A 16,992-nucleotide genomic window follows, 5' to 3' on the forward strand; every position below is an offset into this window, starting at 1 on the left:
GGAGTAGTCACCGCGTACGGGCGGCGGCGGGATACGGAGGTGGCATGCGGTTCCGGACGCCGAGGCCGGCACTGCTGGGGTACGCCCTGGCAGCGGTCCTGTTCGTGGTGCACGTGCTCGGGGTGGGCGGCGAGGCCGTCCAGATCACCCTGTTCAAGGTCGTCGCGCCGCTGCTGAACGGGGTGCTGGTCGGGCTCGGCTGGCGGGCCTGGCACCTGGCCCGCGCGGCCGGTCACGAGGCCGCCCGGCGTCACCTGTTCCTGGCCGGCTGCGCGTGGTCGGCGCTGGGGCTCTCCTCGGTGGTCCAGCTGGTGCACCTGCTGGCCGCCGGTGACCTGTCGTTCCCGTCGATGTCGCCGCTGGTCATCCTGCTCGACCTGATGGTGCCGGCCTTCCTGATCCCGGCCCTGCTCACCACGCCGGTGCGGGAGCGCTGGTCGTCCAGCCGGCTGCGGCTGGGCCTGGACACCGCCACCGTGATGACCGCCGGCGCGGTCTTCGTCTGGTATTTCCTGGCCGGGCCGGACGCCTCGGCGCCGGCGATCGTGATGACCGTCGCCCAGTTGCTGGGCATGTTCGCCATCGCCCGGCTCTGGATCGGCGGGGTGGCCGAGATCAGCCGCCGGGCGATGGGCTGGGCGATGCTCGGCGCCGGTGTCCAGATGGCGATCGGGTTCCTGCCGACCGGGACCGGCCCGCACCTGGTCCTGGCCGCGAAGCAGGTCTTCACCGCGACCGTGATCGCCGCGCTGGTCGCGCACCTGCGCAACCTCACGGTGGGCGAGCAGAACCGGGAACCGGTCGCCGTCCGGCCGGCGAGCCTGCTGCCGTACGCCGCGGTCGCCGCCGTCGACCTGCTCCTGGTCGGCGTGCTGGTCGAGCACGGGCTGGACCCGGCCAGCTGGGTGGTGCTGGCCGGCGCGATGCTGCTCACCGGCATCGTGGTGGCCCGGCAGATCGTCGGGGTCCGGGACAACAGCCGGCTGGTGCTGCGGGTGGACGCCGGGATGGCCGCGCTGCGGGTGGCGATCGACCGGGAGCACGTCCTCAGCGACCTCGGCACCGCCCTGCTGCGCACCTCCGAGGCGGCCGAGGTGCACCGGCTCGCGTCCGCGGCGGCGGAGACCCTGCTCGCCGGGCATCCGAGCGCGCGGACCGCGATCGTGGTCGCCGCGCCGATGGCCGAGCAGTGGACCGTGGTGCACGCCTCCGGGGTGGGTGCGGCCGAGCTGATCGGGCTGGAGGTGCCGGGGTCCGCGGTGCCGCCGGCCGTGCTCGCCCGGCTGACCGCCGGCGAGGTGCTGGAGGCGCCCGGCTGGTCCGCGCTCGGCCTGGCCGGGTTCGAGGGCCACCGGGACCGGCCGATCATGATGCTGCCGCTGCTGGCCGGCCGGCGGTTCTTCGGCGTGATGACGATCGGGGTGGACGAGGAACTGCCGGACGACCTGGTGAAGGCGCTGCACACGCTGCGTACCCAGGTGGCGCTGGCGCTCGGCGGGGTGGCGCTGACCGCCGAGCTGACCATGCAGGCGAGGCACGACACGCTGACCGGGCTGGGCAACCGCACCCTGCTGCGGGAGCGGCTGACCGGCGCGCTGGCCCGGTCCCGGCGCACCGGCCGGCCGTCCGGGGTGCTGCTGCTGGACCTGAACGGGTTCAAGACGGTCAACGACACCTACGGCCACGACGTCGGCGACCGGCTGCTGCGGGTGGTCGCGGACCGGCTGCGGCTGTGCGTGCGCACCGAGGACACGGTGGCCCGGCTGGGCGGGGACGAGTTCGTGGTGGTGGCCGAGGACCTGCGCGACAAGGTGGACGCGGTGCTGATCGCCGAGCGGATCATCACCGCCCTGAACGAGCCGGTGGTGATCGACGGGCACGAGCTGCGGACCCCGGCGAGTGTCGGGATCACCCTGTCCCGGCCCGGCGAGACCCCCGACGACGTGCTGCGCTACGCCGACTCCGCGATGTACGCGGCGAAGCGTGCCGGCGGCGGCCGGTTCCATCTGTACGGGGTTTTCCCCCAGCTGCGGAACTGACCGGTACGCATAGGATGCGATCGTGGACGAGGGGCTGGGCACGGGCGAACCGGACGGGCTGGAGCGGCTCTGGACGCCGCACCGGATGACCTACATCTCCGGGGAGGACGCCCCGGAGGGTGGGTACGGGCACCCGGCCGGATGCCCGTTCTGCCTGGCGCCCGGCCTGCCCGAGCCGGAGTCGCTGGTGGTGGCGCGGGGTGTGCTGGTGTTCACGGTGCTCAACCTCTACCCGTACAACCCCGGCCATCTGATGATCTGCCCCTACCGGCACGTGGCCGACTACACCGACCTGACCGAGGAGGAGACGGTCGAGGTGGCCGTGTTCACCCGGACCGCGATGCGGGTGCTGCGCACGGTCAGCAGCCCGCACGGTTTCAACCTGGGTATGAACCAGGGCGCGATCGCCGGCGCCGGGATCGCCGCCCACCTGCACCAGCACGTGGTGCCCCGGTGGGGCGGGGACGCCAACTTCATGCCGGTGATCGGCCGGACCAAGGTGCTGCCGCAGCTGCTGCACGACACCCGGGACCTGATCCGTAAGGCGTGGCCGGTCTAGCGAGTGGTGGCGCGNGGCTCGATTCGAGCCACAACGCGGCACACGAACTAGCCGCGGCGGACCGACTCGGCCAGTTGCGGCGGCATCGGCTCGTGGCGCAGGTAGCGGCGGGAGAACGTGCCGGTGCCCGAGGTGAGGGCGCGCAGCTCCACCGCGTACCGGACCAGCTCGGTGGCCGGGACCTCGGCGCGGACCAGGCTGGCCTCGCCGGTGCCCCCCGACTCGCTGCCCAGCGGCCGGCCCCGGCGCCCGGAGAGGTCGCTCATCACCGCGCCGACGTACGACTCGGGCACCCGCACCTCGATCTCGTCGACCGGTTCCAGCAGGGTGATCCGCCCGTTCTCGGCGGCCGCCCGCAGGGCCAGCGCCCCGGCGGTCTGGAAGGCCGCGTCCGAGGAGTCGACGCTGTGCGCCTTGCCGTCGTAGAGGGTGACCCGCAGGTCCACCACCGGATAGCCGGCGACGATGCCCTTCTCCAGCTGGGCCCGGACCCCCTTCTCCACCGACGGGATGTAGTTGTGCGGCACCGCGCCGCCGACCACCTTGTCCACGAAGACGAAGCCCCCGCCGCGGGGCAGCGGCTCCACCTCGATGTCGCAGACCGCGTACTGGCCGTGGCCGCCGGACTGTTTGACGTGCCGGCCGTGGCCTTTCGCGCCGCTGCCGAAGGTCTCCCGCAGCGCCACCCGGACCGGCTCGGTGTCCAGTTCGACGCCGCCGGAGCGGAGCCGGTCCAGGACCACGTCGGCGTGTGACTCGCCCATCGTCCAGAGCACCAGCTGGTGGGTCTCCGGGTTGCGTTCCAGCCGCAGGGTCGGGTCGCCGGCGACCAGCCGGGCCAGGTTCTTGGCGAGCGCGTCCTCGTCCGAGCGGGTCTTGGCGACCACCGCGATCGGCAGCAGCGGCTCGGGCATCCGCCACGGCCGCATCAGCAGCGGGTCGTCCTTGGCCGACAGGGTGTCGCCGGTCTCCGCGCTGCCCGACTTGGTGATCGCGCACAGGTCGCCGGCGATGGCGCAGCCGACCTCCCGGAGCTGGGCGCCGAGCGGGGAGTAGACGTGCGCGACCCGCTCGTCGGCGTCGTGGTCGGGGTGCCCGCGCTCGGCCAGGCCGTGCCCGGAGACGTGCAGCGTCTGGTCCGGCCGCAGGGTGCCGGAGAAGACCCGGACCAGCGAGACCCGGCCGACGTGCCGGTCGATGGTGGTCCGCACCACCTCGGCGACCAGTGGGCCGTCCGGGTCGCAGGTGAGCCTGGGGCGCGGCGAGCCGTCCACCCCGGTGACCGTCGGCAGGTCGTGTTCCAGCGGCGACGGGAAGCCGCTGACCAGCAGGTCGAGCAGAGCGTCCAGGCCCACACCGGTGTACGAGCAGACCGGGACGACCGGGTAGAAATTGCCCTTCGCGACGGCCTTCTCCAGGTCCGGGATCAGCACGTCGGGACCGACCGGCTCACCGCCGATGTAGCGGTCCATCAGGGTCTCGTCCTCGCTCTCCGCGATGATCCCCTCGATCAGGGTGTCGCGGTCGGCGCCCAGCGGCTCCGCGGACTCCCGCACCCGCGGCGGATAGCCGCCGGTGTAGTCCAGCACCCGCTGGGTGATCAGGCCGATCAGGGCCGCCTCGCCGGGGACCGGCTGGAAGACCGGGAGCACGTTGTCGCCGAACGCCGCCTGGCAGTCCTGCAGCGCCTGGCCGTAGTCGGCGCGCGGGTGGTCCAGCCGGGTGACCGCCACCGCCCGGGGCATGCCGACCGCGGCGCACTCCTCCCAGAGGGCGACCGTCGAGTCGTCCACCCCGTCGACGGCGGAGACGACGAAGAGCGCGGCGTCGGCGGCCCGCAGACCGGCGCGCAGCTCACCGACGAAGTCGGCGAAGCCGGGGGTGTCCAGCAGATTGACCTTCACGCCCTGGTGCGACAGCGGCGCGCAGGCCAGCGCGACCGAGCGCTGCTGGCGGATCGCCGCGGGATCGTGATCGGTGACCGTGGTGCCGTCCGTGACGCCGCCCGCCCGGGTGATCGTGCCGGTGGCCGCGAGCAGTGCCTCCACCAGCGTGGTCTTCCCCGAACCGGAGTGGCCGACCAGCACCACGTTGCGAACCCTGCCGGGTTCGGTCACCGCCGGCGCGCCAGCGCCGGCCTGCCCTTTCTCCGAAGCCTTCTGCGCCATGCCGAGTGCTCCCGTCGTCTCCCGTTCGTTACACCGTTGTTTCCTCAGATCCCACACCCGGCCCGGTCGTGGTCGCAAGGACCTTCAGCCCTCGAAAGGTGCCGGATGGTGACGATACGGCCAAGCCGGGGGCCGACCCGTGCCACCGCAGGTCGCGCGCCGTTATGGTGGGACGGCCATGGCAAAGATCGTTCAATCAACGGCCCGTGCCGTCGTCTCGTACGGCGTCAACCCGGTCGCCCGTTTCCTGCTCCGGATCGGTGTCACGCCCAACGCGGTCACCGTCGCCGGCACCGTCGGTGTGCTGATCGGCTCGTACCTCGGTGCGCTCGGCCATCTGTTCTGGGCCACCGTGATCGTAACCGCCTGTGCCCTCACCGACGTGCTCGACGGCACAATGGCCCGGATGCGGGGGAGTTCCGGCAGGTTCGGGGCGCTCCTCGACTCCTCGATGGACCGGATCGCCGACGGCGCGGTCTTCGGTGCCGTCGTCTACTACCTGGCCACCGAGGGCAACCCCTACGGCGGTGTCGTCGCCACCCTGATCAGCCTGGTCTTCGGCCAGGTCGTGTCATATGTGAAGGCGCGGGCCGAGAGCCTCGGCCTGAACGCCGACGTCGGCATCGCCGAACGGCTGGAGCGGCTGCTCATCGTCGGCGTCGGCGGCCTGCTCGGCGCCGCCGACTTCGAGTGGGGCCTGCCCGCCGCGATGTGGGTGCTCGCCGTACTCTCCGTGATCACCGCCTTCCAGCGGCTGATCCACGCCGGTAGGACCGAACCGAAGGTGCCGCAGGAATGAAGGACCGTCTGATCGATCTCGGTTACACCGCCGGGTGGAGCCTGGTGCGCGCGCTGCCGCTGCCGGTGGCGCGGTCACTGTTCCGCACGGGCGCCGACCGGGCCTGGAAGGCGAACGGGCCCGGCGTCCAGCGGCTGCGCGGCAACCTCCAGCGGGTGGCCGGCGCGGACATGCCGGAGACCCTGGTCCGGGACGCGCTGCGGTCCTACGCGCGGTACTGGATGGAGGCCTTCCGGCTGACCTCGCAGAGCCGCGAGCAGTTCCTCGACGGGTTCCGGATGGAACCCGAGTGGCACGACCAGATCAAGAAGGCCGTCGCCGACGGCACCGGGGTGGTCCTGGCGCTGCCGCACGTGGCGAACTGGGACGCCGCCGGCGCCTGGGTGACCGGTCAGGACCTCCCGCTGATCACGGTCGCCGAGCGGCTCAAGCCGGAGTCGGTGTACAAGAAGTTCCTGGCGTACCGGGAGAAGCTCGGTATGAGGATCCTCCCGCTCACCGGCGGCGACCAGCCGGTCCTCGACGTGCTCGCCGAGCACCTGCGGAAGGGCTGGGTGGTCGCGCTGCTCGGCGACCGGGACCTGTCCCGCCGCGGGATCGAGGTCGAGTTCTTCGGCGGCCGGACCAGGATGCCGGCCGGCCCGGCGATCCTCGCCATCCGCACCGGGGCGCCGCTCTACGCGGTCGACATGTGGTACGACGAGACCCGCGTCCAGGCCCGGATGCGCCGGGTCGTGCCACCCACCGACGGCCCGCTCGACGAACGGGTCAAGCGGACCACCCAGCTGCTCGCCGACGCCTACGCGGCCGGGATCGCCGAGCACCCGCAGGACTGGCACATGCTCCAGAAGCTCTGGCTGTAGGGGGAGCGGGTGCGGATCGGGATCGTCTCGCCCTACTCGTTCGACGTCCCCGGCGGTGTGCAGAACCACATCATGGACCTGGCCGAGGCCCTGATCGGTCTCGGTCACACGGTGAGCGTGCTGGCGCCCGCCGACGACGACGCGGAACTGCCCGCCTACGTGGTTCCGGCCGGCCGGGCGGTGCCGCTGCCGTACAACGGCTCGGTCGCCCGGATCTCCTTCGGCCCGGTCTCCACCGCCCGGGTCCGCCGCTGGCTGCGCCGGGGCGAGTTCGACGTGCTGCACGTGCACGAGCCGTTCACGCCCAGCCTGACGTTCCTGGCGGTGCTGTCCGCGCGCGGGCCGGTGGTCGCCACCTTCCACACCGCGATGACCCGCTCCCGGGCGCTGTCCGCCGCGCAGAACTTCCTGCAGCCGGCGATGGAGAAGATCACCGCCCGGATCGCGGTCAGTGAACTCGCCCGCAAGGTCCAGGTCGAACACCTCGGCGGGGGCGCGGTGGAGATCCCCAACGGGGTCGCGGTCGCCAAGTTCGCCTCGGCTGCGCCCTTGCCCGGATGGCCCGGCGAGGGCGGTTCCCTCGGTTTCCTCGGCCGTTTCACCGAGCCCCGCAAGGGCTTCCCATTGCTGCGTACGGCGTTCGTCGACCTCGCTCGGCGGCGCCCCGGGCTACGGCTGCTGGTGGCCGGGCCGGGTGACCGTGACGAGCTGTTCAAGGAGTTCCCGGCCGACCTGCACGACCGGATCGAGTTCCTGGGGCTGGTCTCCGAACCGGACAAGGCCCGGATGCTGCGCAGTGTCGACGTCTACGTGGCCCCGAACACCGGCGGCGAGAGCTTCGGCATGATCCTCACCGAGGCGATGGCCGCCGGAGCCGCGATCGCCGCCAGCGACCTGGACGCCTTCCGCCGGGTGCTGGACGGCGGCCGGGCCGGTGCGCTGTTCCCCAACGGCGACGCCACCGCCCTGGCCGGCCTGCTCGGCGATCTGCTCGACGATCCGGCCCGGCGGGCCGACCTGGCATCCTGCGCCCGGCTGGCGGTCGGCGCGTTCGACTGGCCGAGTGTGGCCAACCGGGTGCTGGAGGTGTACGCGACCGCGATCGAGGCCACCGACGGGAGGGTTTTCGACGACGAGTGAACCTGACCACTTCAGTGGTGAAGCGCGGGCACTACGATGCCCCGCATGTGGTGGGTGGTGGGAGTCGTCGTGCTGGCCGCGATCTTCTCGGCGTACCTCGGCTGGACCGCCCAGCGGGTGGAGCGCCTGCACACGCGGGCGCAGTCGGCCGAGCGTGCGCTGGACGCGCATCTGCTGCGCCGGGCGGCGGCCGCGGCGGTGGTGGCCGAGCAGGCCGATTCGGTGGAGTTGTACGCGGCGGCCCGGCTCGCCCTGGACGCCGAGCCGGGTGAGCGGGAGACCGCTGAGAACGACCTGACCCGGCAGTTGCGGACGGTCACGCTGGATCCGTTCGATCCGGCGGCCCGCACCCTGATCGGCACCAGCCGGCGGGTGATGCTGGCCCGGCAGGTGCACACCGACCTGGTCCGGGACGCGCTCAGCGCCCGCCGCCGGATCATCGTCCGGCTGCTCGGGCTGCCCGGGCGGTACCCCCGGCCGCAGTACTTCGACATCGTCGAGTCGGCCCTGCCCGACCTGCCGCCGCTGCCCGTCCCGGTGCCGGCCCCGGCCGCCGCGCCCGCGGCCGAGGAGACCCGACCGGTGCAGGCGGTCTGAACCGCGGTCCCGCGTGGTCATCTCCGGGGCGCTTCGCGCCGGAGATGACCACGCGATGCCGGATCACCGCGGGCGTGCCGACTTTCGGCGCGAAGCGCACCGGAAGTCGGCACGCGGGGTGGGCCATCGCATGCGCCCGGCGGTCGCGGGGTCGGTCCCGGGCACGGCGTCACCTCGCGGGGACGAGGCGGGACCGTTCTGACGGGCGTACCGAATCGGGGTCTGTCACCAACCTCGTTCGGACAGACGGTGCGGGACCGGCTCGTCCTCGACGTTGATGCCCACCATCGCCTCGCCCAGCCCGCGGGACACCTTGGCGATCACGTCCGGGTCGTCGTGGAACGTGGTGGCCTTGACGATCGCTGCGGCCCGCTGGGCCGGATTGCCCGATTTGAAGATCCCGGAGCCGACGAAGACCCCCTCCGCGCCCAGCTGCATCATCATCGCCGCGTCCGCGGGCGTGGCGATCCCGCCCGCGGTGAACAGCACCACCGGCAGGCGGCCCGCCTCGGCCACCTCCTTGACCAGCTCGTACGGCGCCTGCAGCTCCTTCGCGGCGACATACAGCTCGTCCTCCGGCAGTGTCTGCAACCGGCGGATCTCGGCCCGGATCCGGCGCATGTGCGTGGTGGCGTTCGAGACGTCACCGGTGCCCGCCTCACCCTTCGAGCGGATCATCGCCGCCCCCTCGGTGATCCGGCGCAGCGCCTCACCCAGGTTGGTGGCGCCGCACACGAACGGCACGGTGAACCGCCACTTGTCGATGTGGTTCGCGAAGTCGGCCGGGGACAGCACCTCGGACTCGTCCACGTAGTCGACCCCGAGCGCCTGCAGCACCTGCGCCTCGACGAAGTGACCGATCCGGGCCTTGGCCATCACCGGGATGGAGACCGCGCCGATGATGCCGTCGATCATGTCCGGGTCGGACATCCGGGAGATGCCGCCCTGGGCCCGGATGTCGGCCGGCACCCGCTCCAGGGCCATCACCGCGACGGCGCCCGCGTCCTCGGCGATCTTCGCCTGCTCGGCGTCGACCACATCCATGATCACGCCGCCCTTGAGCATCTCCGCCATGCCGCGTTTGACGCGGGCGGTGCCGACGGCGGGCTGGTTCTCCGACATGCGAGGCTCCTCGTGCTTCGGGCTTTTCCCGGATGCTATGAAGCCGGGACGGCGGATCCGATAGCCAATCGGACGGCTGGTGGCCTGCATCCCTATTGTTGGCCGGTGAACATCGGAGTGCTGGCCCTTCAGGGCGACGTGCGTGAACATCTGTCCGCGCTGGCCGAGGCGGACGTGCTGGCCCGGCCGATCCGCCGCCCGGAGGAACTGGACGGCGTCGACGCCCTGGTGCTGCCCGGCGGGGAGTCGACCACGATCGGCAGGCTGGCCGTGTCGTTCGGGCTGCTCGACCCGATCCGCTCGTTCGTCGCCGCCGGGAAGCCGGTCTACGGCTCCTGCGCCGGCATGATCATGCTGGCCACGAAGGTGCTGGACGGCCGCGCCGACCAGGAGACGTTCCAGGGCATCGAGATGACCGTGCGGCGCAACGCGTTCGGCCGGCAGGTCGACTCGTTCGAGGCGCCGGTGGTGATCGACGACATCGAGGGCGAGCCGTTTCACGCGATCTTCATCCGCGCGCCATGGGTCGAGGAGGTCGGCGGCGACGTGCGGGTGCTGGGGCGCGTGGCCGGAGGTGCGGACGCCGGTAGGATTGTGGCCGTTCGGCAGGGGAACCTGCTCGCCACGGCTTTCCACCCGGAGCTCACCGGCGACCTGCGTGTCCACCGGTACTTCGTCGAGATGGTCCGCCAGGCCCTTTGATCACAGCGGAGGTTACGCATGTCCGGCCACTCCAAGTGGGCGACGACCAAGCACAAGAAGGCTGTCGTCGACGCCAAGCGCGGCAAGATGTTCGCGAAACTGATCAAGAACATCGAGGTCGCGGCCCGCACCGGTGGTGGCGACCCGTCCGGCAACCCCACGCTCTACGACGCCATCCAGAAGGCCAAGAAGAGCTCGGTGCCCAACGACAACATCAACAACGCGGTCAAGCGGGGCTCCGGCGTCGAGGCCGGCGGCGCCGACTGGCAGACGATCATGTATGAGGGGTACGGCCCCAACGGTGTCGCCATCCTGATCGAGTGCCTCACCGACAACCGCAACCGCGCCGCCACCGAGGTGCGCACCCGGCTGACCCGCAACAACGGCACCTTCGCCGACGCCGGCTCGGTGTCCTACCTGTTCAACCGCAAGGGCGTGGTGATCGTCCCCAAGGGTGAGCTGTCCGAGGACGACGTGATGCTCGCCGTCCTGGACGCCGGCGCCGAGGAGATCAACGACCACGGCGACTCGTTCGAGGTCGTCAGCGAGGCCACCGACCTGGTCGCGGTGCGGACGGCGCTGCAGACCGCCGGCATCGACTACGACTCGGCGGAGTCCTCCCTGGTCCCGACGATGAGCGTGCCGGTCGACGAGGAGGGCGCCCGCAAGGTGCTCAAGCTCATCGACGTCCTGGAGGACTGCGACGACGTGCAGAACATCTTCTCCAACGTCGAGATCTCCGACGAGATCATGGCGGTCCTCGACGAGGAGTGACGGTCACCTGACAAAAAGCTGGCCCATCGGGCCGGCTTTTTGCGTTTTCGAGGTTATCCTCGGAGGGATAGTCACTTGCTCAGTGCACATTGACTAGTGTCCAGCTTTATATGAGACTAATAAGGTGGGGGTGTTGTTGATGGCTGATCTGCCGGAGGTGCAGATGACCGCTATGGCAGTCCGTCCCGACACTGACGTTGAGACGGCTGAAACCCCACCACCCATCGATCCGGAGTTGCTGGAGGAGGCGCAGCGCCAGATTCAGGCCGCCTCGCCGAACGAGGCGATCAACGAGGCGCTGCGGCGTCTGGTTCTGGAGGAGCGAAACAAGCGACGCGCCGCCATGGAGTATCTGTGGAAGATGCATGACGAAGGGCGATTCGACTACAGCCACTTCGAGGCGGCCCGCGAGTGACATATCTTGGGTGACGCGAGCGCGTTGATCCGCATTCTGCGGAAACAAGTCGACGAAGCCTGGTTCGCGGCCGTACACCGAGGTCTGGTGTCGATCTGTGAGCCTGCCGTCGCTGAAGCCCTGCTGGCTGCGGACGCCCGCGACTACACGGCGACCGAGGCCAAACTGGAGGCGACATATCCCGTTGCGGTCATCCCTGACGATGTCTGGGATCTCACCGCTGAAATCCGGCGCGAACTCGCACTGCATGCCGCACATTCGGCTCCGTCAGTGGCGGATCTGGTCATCGCCGCTACGGCGATCCGGCTGAATCTGACCGTGCTGCACGAGGACAGCGACGTCGAGACGATGGCACGTTACGTGCCGGATCTGAAACATCACCGGATGAGCAAGGGGCCGGGGATCTAGATCAACGGGGGTCGGCGCTCAGCCAGGTCATGTACTGGATGAGGGCGCCGACCACCGCCAGCACGAAGAAGGCGTGGCGGAACAGGCGGCGCCACCGGGCCCGCAGGTAGGCGTGCACCCAGGCGATCTCCGCGTCGGCCAGGGCGTCCAGGGCCGGGCGGGGTGGGAGCATCTCCGCCTTGCGGAGCGCCAGGCTGCCGGCCCGTGGCCGGGACTCGGGTGTCGGGCGCAGGATCCGCACCTCGACCTCGTACACCTGGTCCTCGCGCCAATGGGCGGCCCGCGCGGTCAGCCGCTGCCGCATGTAGGGCTCGGCGCGGCGGAGCAGGCGCAGGCGGCGCCACCGGCCGGCAAGATCGGTCAGCACCGCCAGATAGATCTCCTCGAACACCGGCGAGCCACCCACCAGCCGGTACGCCTCGGACCGCAACTCCGGCCGGTGACGGGTGACGAAGGTGACGTACTCCGGTGGTGGCTCGTCGTCCATCGGTGGGATGAGGCGCATGGCGGACCTCCGGACCCCATCGTCGAGGCGTGTCGGCGGACGGCGCAAGAGGTGGGCGTACTAGGGTGTCGAACACACGTACGCGAGGGGGAGGCAGTCTGTGCGGGTGCTCGGCATCGATCCGGGGCTGACGAGATGCGGCGTCGGCATCGTCGAGGGGATGCCGGGGCGGCCGGGCAGACTGATCGGCTACACCGTGGTCCGCAGCGACCCGGACGAGGACATCGCCCAGCGGCTGCTGCATCTGGACCGGTCGCTGGCCGAGCTGGTCCAGGCGTACCAGCCGGAGAGTGTCGCCGTCGAGCGGGTGTTCGCCCAGCACAACGCGCAGAGCGTGATGGGCACCGCGCAGGCCAGCGGGATCGCGATCCTGGCCGGAGCACGCGCCGGGCTGCCGGTGCAGACCTACACCCCGAGCGAGGTGAAGGCGGCCGTCACCGGCTCCGGCACCGCGGACAAGGCGCAGGTCACCGCGATGGTGACCCGCCTGCTGAAACTGTCCGCGCCGCCCAAGCCGGCCGACGCGGCGGACGCCATCGCCATCGCCATCTGCCACATCTGGCGCGGGGGGACCCGCGCGAGGATCGAAGCCGCAGCCCGCAGGAGCCTCCGATGATCGCAAGTGTGCGCGGTGTGGTCGCCGCGATCTTCCACGACAGTGCCGTGGTCGAGGTGGGCGGTGTCGGCATGCGGGTGTTCTGCACGCCGAACACCCTGGCCGGGCTGCGGACCGGGGGCGAGGCCCGGCTGGCCACCACGCTGATCGTCCGGGAGGACTCGCTCACCCTCTACGGTTTCGCCGACGACGGTGAACGCCAGCTCTTCGACCTGCTGCTGACCGCGAACGGGGTGGGCCCGCGGATCGCCCAGGCGGTGCTCGCGGTGCATCAGCCGGACGCGGTCCGCCGTGCCCTGGCCGGTGCCGACGTGGCCGCCCTGACCAAGGTGCCGGGCATCGGCAAGCGCGGCGCGGAGAAGATGATCGTCGAGCTGAAGGACAAGATCGGCCCGATGGCGGTCGGTGACGGCGGCCCGGCCGGGGTGCTCAGCGGCGCCTGGCAGGAGCAGGTCCGCCAGGGTGTGCTGGCGCTCGGCTGGACCGCCGGGCAGGCCGACCAGGCGGTGGCCGCGGTCGCCGAGACGATCGACGGCGAGACGCCGCCGGTGCCGGTGCTGCTGCGCCAGGCCATCCGCCTGCTGGGCAAGACCCGATGACCGAGGAACTCGTCTCGCCGGACCCGTTCGACGAGGACCTGGACGCCGAGGCCAGTGTCCGCCCGCGCCGGCTGTCCGACTTCATCGCCCAGCACCGGGTCCGCGACCAGCTCGAACTGCTGCTCAAGGCGTCGATGGGCCGGGGCACCCCACCGGACCACATCCTGCTCTCCGGCCCGCCCGGCCTGGGTAAGACCACCCTGGCCAACATCGTGGCGGCCGAGCTGGGCACCGGGATCCGGACCACCAGCGGCCCGGTGATCGAGCGGTCCGGGGATCTGGCCGCCATCCTCACCGGCCTGGCCCCCGGCGACGTGCTGTTCATCGACGAGATCCACCGGATCGCCAAACCGGCCGAGGAGTTGCTCTACAGCGCCATGGAGGACTTCCGGGTCGACGTGGTGGTCGGCAAGGGGCCGGGCGCCACCGCGATCCCGCTGGACGTGGAGCCGTTCACCCTGGTCGGCGCGACCACCCGGGCCGGGTTGCTGTCCGGGCCGATGCGTGACCGGTTCGGGTTCGTGGCGCACCTCGACTTCTACTCGCCGGCCGATCTGGACGCGCTGCTGCACCGGTCGGCCCGGATCCTCGGGGTGCCGATCACCCCGGACGGCGCGGCCGAGATCGCCGGCCGGTCCCGGGGCACCCCGCGGATCGCCAACCGGCTGCTGCGCCGGGTCCGGGACTTCGCCGAGGTACGCGCCGACGGGGTGGTCACCGAGGAGGTCGCGGCGGCCGCGCTGAAGGTCTACGACGTGGACGCGCTCGGCCTGGACCGGCTGGACCGGGCGGTGCTGCGGGCGCTGATCGAGTCCTTCAAGGGTGGTCCGGTGGGTCTGTCCACCCTCGCCGTCGCGGTGGGGGAGCAGTCGGACACCGTGGAGGAGGTGTGCGAGCCGTTCCTGGTGCGGGCCGGGCTGCTGGCGCGGACCCCGAGGGGCCGGGTCGCGACCGAGGCGGGCTGGGCTCATCTAGGCAAGACGCCGCCCACCGATGGCCGTGGTGGGGTGTTTCAGGGTGACCTGTTCGCCCGGGACGTATAAATATCCCTCGTGATGTGAACGTGACGTGTGCCGCATTCGTTATCTCCAGGTTGACCTACTAGACTCGCCGCCGTTCCAACCGGAATCTGCATATCGCCCCCGGCGCCCGCCCACTCGTCGCGCCGGCGGCTGACGGAAGGCCTTTCTTCGTGCTTGACGCAAGCGACGCGCCAGCGAGCGGCGGTAATTACTCGTTCCTGCTGATTCTCGTTCTGCTCTTCGGTTTCATGTATTTCGTCATGATCCGTCCGCAGCAGAAGCAGCGCCGCAAGGCCATGGACATGCAGAACTCGCTGGGCCCCGGCGACCAGATCGTGACCATCGGTGGCCTGCACGGCACCGTCACCGGCGTCACCGACGACCAGGTCCTCCTGGAGATCGCCCCGGATGTCGAGGTGCGTTTCGCGCGTCCCGCGATCGCCCGAGTCGTTCACAAGTCCGGTGAGGAGATTCCGGAGCCGGAGGCCGAGGCGCCCGTCGCCGACGACGCCACGCCGGAGACGACGGAGGCCGCTGACAAGCCGGAGGGCCCCGTCACCGAAGTGCGCAAGCAGGACTGACCCGTTTTTCCCACGCACCGGTCCGGCGGTGATCACGCCGGCCCGGTGCGTCAGCCCGCCGTTCGACCGTCGACGGCCGGTCACAGACACATAGCGCCGCGCAGCCACGCGGCCGAACACAGGGAGACCTAAAGCCGTGGCACGACCACCTCAGGGACAGATGCATCCTGGACGCCAACTCGGCGTGCTCGGTCTGGTCTTCGTCGTCCTGTATCTGCTCGTCTTCTTCGGCGCCGGTGCCGAGGGCTCGTGGAAGCAGCGGCTGGAGCCGAAACTGGGCCTCGACCTGATCGGTGGCACCCAGGCCACCTACATCGCCTCGCAGCAGGGCGCCCCGCCCACCCGGGAGGCGATGGAGCTGGCCCGGGAGATCATCGAGAACCGGGTCAACGCTCTCGGTGTCTCCGAGGCCGAGGTGGTCATCCAGGGCAACAACACCATCGTGGTCTCCCTCGCGGGTAAGGCCGACGACCAGCTCAAGGGTCTGGAGCAGGCCGCGAACATGCGGTTCCGGCTGCTCACCGGGGTGACCGGGGACGTGTCCTCGATCGCGCTGAACCCGCCGAGCCCGACCCCGAGCACCTCGGCCGGCGGTGCCGCGCCCGCTACCTCCGGTTCCCCGTCGGCGCCGGCGGCAAACCCGTCGACCGCCGGCTCCGCCGCCCCGGAGGCGTCGACCGGCGGTCAGGGCGGTGGCGCTCCGGCCCCGTCCGCCTCGGGCTCCGCCCCGGCCCCGGCGCCCTCGGGCTCCGCCGCCGCGCCGGCCCCGTCCGCCTCGGCCTCCGAGGCCCCGGTCTCGGCCAGCGTCCAGGAGCAGCGCGCCGCGGTCGAGCAGAAGGTCGGCGCCGCCGCCTGGGCCGCCGCCGAGAAGCTGACCGCCCCGGTCGACCTGAGCACCGACCCGGAGGCCGGCAAGCCGTTCAAGGCGTTCGCCACGCTGACGCCGCTCGAGGTCAACGCGCTCGACCCGCAGATGCAGTTCAACGTGCCGACGATCGGCTGCGCGGAGCAACTGGACAAGCGGCCGAACGGCTCGATCGACGCCATCGACAGCGAGGTCGTCGCCTGCTACCAGGGCGCCAAGGTGATGCTGGACAAGGCCGAGGTCGTCGGTGACGACATCAGCCAGGCCAGCCCGCAGCTGGACACGACCACCAACCAGTGGGTCGTCTCGATGGACTTCAAGAGCGCCGGCCAGAACAAGTGGGCCGCCCTGACCCGCAAGGCGTTCGAGGCGACCACCTCCGACCCCTGCTACATCGCCGCCAGCTCGCTCTACGGCGGCGTGGAGCACTGTGTGGTCGCCGTGGTCCTGGACAAGCAGATCGTCTCCGCCCCGCAGATCCAGGCGGTGCTGACCGGTCAGTCGCAGATCACCGGTGACTTCAACTCGGCCACCGCCAAGCAGCTCGCCGACCAGCTCAACTTCGGCGCCATCCCGGTCACCTTCGACGCCGGCCCGGCCCAGACCGTCTCCGCGACCGTCGGTGGCCAGCAGCTGGAGGCGGGTCTGCTCGCCGCCGCGATCGGCCTCGCCCTGGTGGCGGTCTACTCGTTCTTCTACTACCGGATGCTGGGCCTGGTCATCTTCCTGAGCCTGGGCCTCTCCGCGCTGCTCACCTTCGGCGCCCTGGTCTTCCTGGGCCGCTCGATCGGCTTCACCCTGACGCTGGCGGGTATCGTCGGCTTCATCGTCTCGTTGGGTGTGGCGGCGGACTCGTTCGTCATCTACTTCGAGCGATTGAAGGATGAGATCCACGAGGGTCGCAGTCCGCGCAGCGCGGTGCCACGGGCGTGGCACCGGGCCCGGCGCACGATCATCTCGGCGAACGCCATCACGATCATGTGTGCCGTGGTCCTCTACATCGTGTCGATCGGTCAGGTGCAGGGTCTGGCGTTCGCGCTCGGCCTCTCGACGGTCCTCGACCTGGTGGTGGTGTTCCTCTTCCGCCACCCGATCATGACGATGCTCGCCAGCACCAAGGCGTTCCTGTCGCCCAGGGTCAGCGGTCTCGGCCAAGCCCTGCGCAGCCACCAGCAGCAGTCCGAGGAGTCGGTCTCCTCGCGCGTGAAGGAGGCCTGA

Annotated in this window: 18 protein-coding genes; 15 read left to right on the forward strand and 3 right to left on the reverse strand. The window is 71.0% G+C overall.

The features are described 5' to 3' along the window. The first annotated feature begins 44 nt into the window (after positions 1-44). Positions 45-2,039, forward strand: a complete 1,995-nt coding sequence (locus tag ACQ0O7_RS02870) for a diguanylate cyclase domain-containing protein (protein WP_430780149.1) — start codon at positions 45-47, stop codon at positions 2,037-2,039. 85 nt (positions 2,040-2,124) lie between these two features. After that, positions 2,125-2,598 carry an HIT family protein gene (locus ACQ0O7_RS02875; protein WP_430780331.1) on the forward strand — a complete coding sequence of 158 codons (474 nt, stop codon included), beginning with the start codon at positions 2,125-2,127 and terminating at the stop codon, positions 2,596-2,598. 47 nt (positions 2,599-2,645) lie between these two features. Here the strand turns inward: ACQ0O7_RS02875 and ACQ0O7_RS02880 are convergent, their stop codons facing one another. Beyond that, on the reverse strand, positions 2,646-4,766 hold the full coding sequence (locus ACQ0O7_RS02880; protein ID WP_430780150.1) for an elongation factor G-like protein EF-G2: 2,121 nt from the start codon (positions 4,764-4,766) through the stop codon (positions 2,646-2,648). A gap of 178 nt (positions 4,767-4,944) precedes the next feature. Here ACQ0O7_RS02880 and pgsA point away from each other — a divergent pair, with 178 nt between their 5' ends. The 4 genes from pgsA to ACQ0O7_RS02900 are packed head-to-tail and all read left to right on the forward strand — an operon-like array spanning position 4,945 to position 8,165. Next, positions 4,945-5,565: a phosphatidylinositol phosphate synthase gene (pgsA, locus tag ACQ0O7_RS02885; protein ID WP_430780151.1), complete on the forward strand. Its 621-nt coding sequence runs from the start codon at positions 4,945-4,947 to the stop codon at positions 5,563-5,565. Next, complete coding sequence (locus ACQ0O7_RS02890) at positions 5,562-6,428, forward strand: phosphatidylinositol mannoside acyltransferase (protein WP_430780152.1); 867 nt, start codon at positions 5,562-5,564, stop codon at positions 6,426-6,428. The genes pgsA and ACQ0O7_RS02890 overlap by 4 nt, the downstream gene beginning before the upstream one ends. Positions 6,429-6,437: 9 nt before the next feature. Next, a complete protein-coding gene (locus ACQ0O7_RS02895; RefSeq protein WP_430780153.1) occupies positions 6,438-7,568 on the forward strand; it encodes a glycosyltransferase family 4 protein in 1,131 nt (376 codons plus the stop codon). Between the two features lie 36 nt (positions 7,569-7,604). Further along, on the forward strand, positions 7,605-8,165 hold the full coding sequence (locus ACQ0O7_RS02900; protein WP_430780154.1) for a hypothetical protein: 561 nt from the start codon (positions 7,605-7,607) through the stop codon (positions 8,163-8,165). Positions 8,166-8,390: 225 nt separating this feature from the next. Here ACQ0O7_RS02900 and pdxS read toward each other — a convergent pair whose 3' ends face one another. Then, a complete protein-coding gene (gene pdxS / locus ACQ0O7_RS02905; RefSeq protein WP_430780155.1) occupies positions 8,391-9,287 on the reverse strand; it encodes a pyridoxal 5'-phosphate synthase lyase subunit PdxS in 897 nt (298 codons plus the stop codon). A gap of 105 nt (positions 9,288-9,392) precedes the next feature. Here pdxS and pdxT point away from each other — a divergent pair, with 105 nt between their 5' ends. The 4 genes from pdxT (at position 9,393) to ACQ0O7_RS02925 (ending at position 11,586) form a co-directional block, all read left to right on the forward strand. Next, a complete protein-coding gene (gene pdxT, locus ACQ0O7_RS02910; protein WP_430780156.1) occupies positions 9,393-9,989 on the forward strand; it encodes a pyridoxal 5'-phosphate synthase glutaminase subunit PdxT in 597 nt (198 codons plus the stop codon). An 18-nt stretch (positions 9,990-10,007) separates the two neighbouring features. Further along, on the forward strand, positions 10,008-10,763 hold the full coding sequence (locus tag ACQ0O7_RS02915; RefSeq protein ID WP_430780157.1) for a YebC/PmpR family DNA-binding transcriptional regulator: 756 nt from the start codon (positions 10,008-10,010) through the stop codon (positions 10,761-10,763). Between the two features lie 139 nt (positions 10,764-10,902). Next, on the forward strand, positions 10,903-11,178 hold the full coding sequence (locus ACQ0O7_RS02920; RefSeq protein ID WP_430780158.1) for a type II toxin-antitoxin system VapB family antitoxin: 276 nt from the start codon (positions 10,903-10,905) through the stop codon (positions 11,176-11,178). Between the two features lie 6 nt (positions 11,179-11,184). Beyond that, on the forward strand, positions 11,185-11,586 hold the full coding sequence (locus tag ACQ0O7_RS02925; RefSeq protein ID WP_430780159.1) for a PIN domain-containing protein: 402 nt from the start codon (positions 11,185-11,187) through the stop codon (positions 11,584-11,586). A 1-nt stretch (position 11,587) separates the two neighbouring features. Here ACQ0O7_RS02925 and ACQ0O7_RS02930 read toward each other — a convergent pair whose 3' ends face one another. Then, positions 11,588-12,091, reverse strand: a complete 504-nt coding sequence (locus ACQ0O7_RS02930; protein ID WP_430780160.1) for a hypothetical protein — start codon at positions 12,089-12,091, stop codon at positions 11,588-11,590. Positions 12,092-12,191: 100 nt separating this feature from the next. Between ACQ0O7_RS02930 and ruvC the strand changes: the two genes are divergently transcribed. The 5 genes from ruvC to secD all read left to right on the forward strand — a co-directional run bounded on the left by ruvC (position 12,192) and on the right by secD (position 16,992). Then, positions 12,192-12,707: a crossover junction endodeoxyribonuclease RuvC gene (ruvC, locus tag ACQ0O7_RS02935; RefSeq protein ID WP_430780161.1), complete on the forward strand. Its 516-nt coding sequence runs from the start codon at positions 12,192-12,194 to the stop codon at positions 12,705-12,707. Beyond that, complete coding sequence (gene ruvA / locus ACQ0O7_RS02940) at positions 12,704-13,306, forward strand: Holliday junction branch migration protein RuvA (RefSeq protein ID WP_430780162.1); 603 nt, start codon at positions 12,704-12,706, stop codon at positions 13,304-13,306. The genes ruvC and ruvA overlap by 4 nt, the downstream gene beginning before the upstream one ends. After that, positions 13,303-14,349 carry a Holliday junction branch migration DNA helicase RuvB gene (ruvB, locus tag ACQ0O7_RS02945; protein ID WP_430780163.1) on the forward strand — a complete coding sequence of 349 codons (1,047 nt, stop codon included), beginning with the start codon at positions 13,303-13,305 and terminating at the stop codon, positions 14,347-14,349. Before ruvA ends, ruvB begins: the two co-directional genes overlap by 4 nt. A 149-nt stretch (positions 14,350-14,498) precedes the next feature. Continuing rightward, positions 14,499-14,909: a preprotein translocase subunit YajC gene (yajC, locus tag ACQ0O7_RS02950; RefSeq protein ID WP_430780164.1), complete on the forward strand. Its 411-nt coding sequence runs from the start codon at positions 14,499-14,501 to the stop codon at positions 14,907-14,909. 160 nt (positions 14,910-15,069) lie between these two features. Beyond that, positions 15,070-16,992, forward strand: coding sequence for a protein translocase subunit SecD (secD, locus tag ACQ0O7_RS02955; protein WP_430780165.1), 1,923 nt, complete (start codon positions 15,070-15,072; stop codon positions 16,990-16,992).

Source organism: Actinoplanes sp. G11-F43, from assembly GCF_050589265.1.
In the GTDB taxonomy this organism is placed as follows: Bacteria; Actinomycetota; Actinomycetes; order Mycobacteriales; family Micromonosporaceae; genus Actinoplanes.

What these genes read in the sequence shown, in the direction of transcription:
- ACQ0O7_RS02870 (WP_430780149.1), top strand. Translation starts at nt 45, where the DNA reads ATGCGGTTCCGGACGCCGAGGCCGGCACTGCTGGGGTACGCCCTGGCA.
- ruvB (WP_430780163.1), top strand. Translation starts at nt 13,303, where the DNA reads ATGACCGAGGAACTCGTCTCGCCGGACCCGTTCGACGAGGACCTGGAC.
- ACQ0O7_RS02915 (WP_430780157.1), top strand. Translation starts at nt 10,008, where the DNA reads ATGTCCGGCCACTCCAAGTGGGCGACGACCAAGCACAAGAAGGCTGTC.
- pgsA (WP_430780151.1), top strand. Translation starts at nt 4,945, where the DNA reads ATGGCAAAGATCGTTCAATCAACGGCCCGTGCCGTCGTCTCGTACGGC.
- ACQ0O7_RS02930 (WP_430780160.1), bottom strand. Translation starts at nt 12,091, where the DNA reads ATGCGCCTCATCCCACCGATGGACGACGAGCCACCACCGGAGTACGTC.
- ACQ0O7_RS02875 (WP_430780331.1), top strand. Translation starts at nt 2,125, where the DNA reads ATGACCTACATCTCCGGGGAGGACGCCCCGGAGGGTGGGTACGGGCAC.
- ruvA (WP_430780162.1), top strand. Translation starts at nt 12,704, where the DNA reads ATGATCGCAAGTGTGCGCGGTGTGGTCGCCGCGATCTTCCACGACAGT.
- pdxS (WP_430780155.1), bottom strand. Translation starts at nt 9,287, where the DNA reads ATGTCGGAGAACCAGCCCGCCGTCGGCACCGCCCGCGTCAAACGCGGC.
- ACQ0O7_RS02890 (WP_430780152.1), top strand. Translation starts at nt 5,562, where the DNA reads ATGAAGGACCGTCTGATCGATCTCGGTTACACCGCCGGGTGGAGCCTG.
- ACQ0O7_RS02900 (WP_430780154.1), top strand. Translation starts at nt 7,605, where the DNA reads ATGCCCCGCATGTGGTGGGTGGTGGGAGTCGTCGTGCTGGCCGCGATC.
- secD (WP_430780165.1), top strand. Translation starts at nt 15,070, where the DNA reads ATGCATCCTGGACGCCAACTCGGCGTGCTCGGTCTGGTCTTCGTCGTC.
- ACQ0O7_RS02880 (WP_430780150.1), bottom strand. Translation starts at nt 4,766, where the DNA reads ATGGCGCAGAAGGCTTCGGAGAAAGGGCAGGCCGGCGCTGGCGCGCCG.
- ACQ0O7_RS02920 (WP_430780158.1), top strand. Translation starts at nt 10,903, where the DNA reads ATGGCTGATCTGCCGGAGGTGCAGATGACCGCTATGGCAGTCCGTCCC.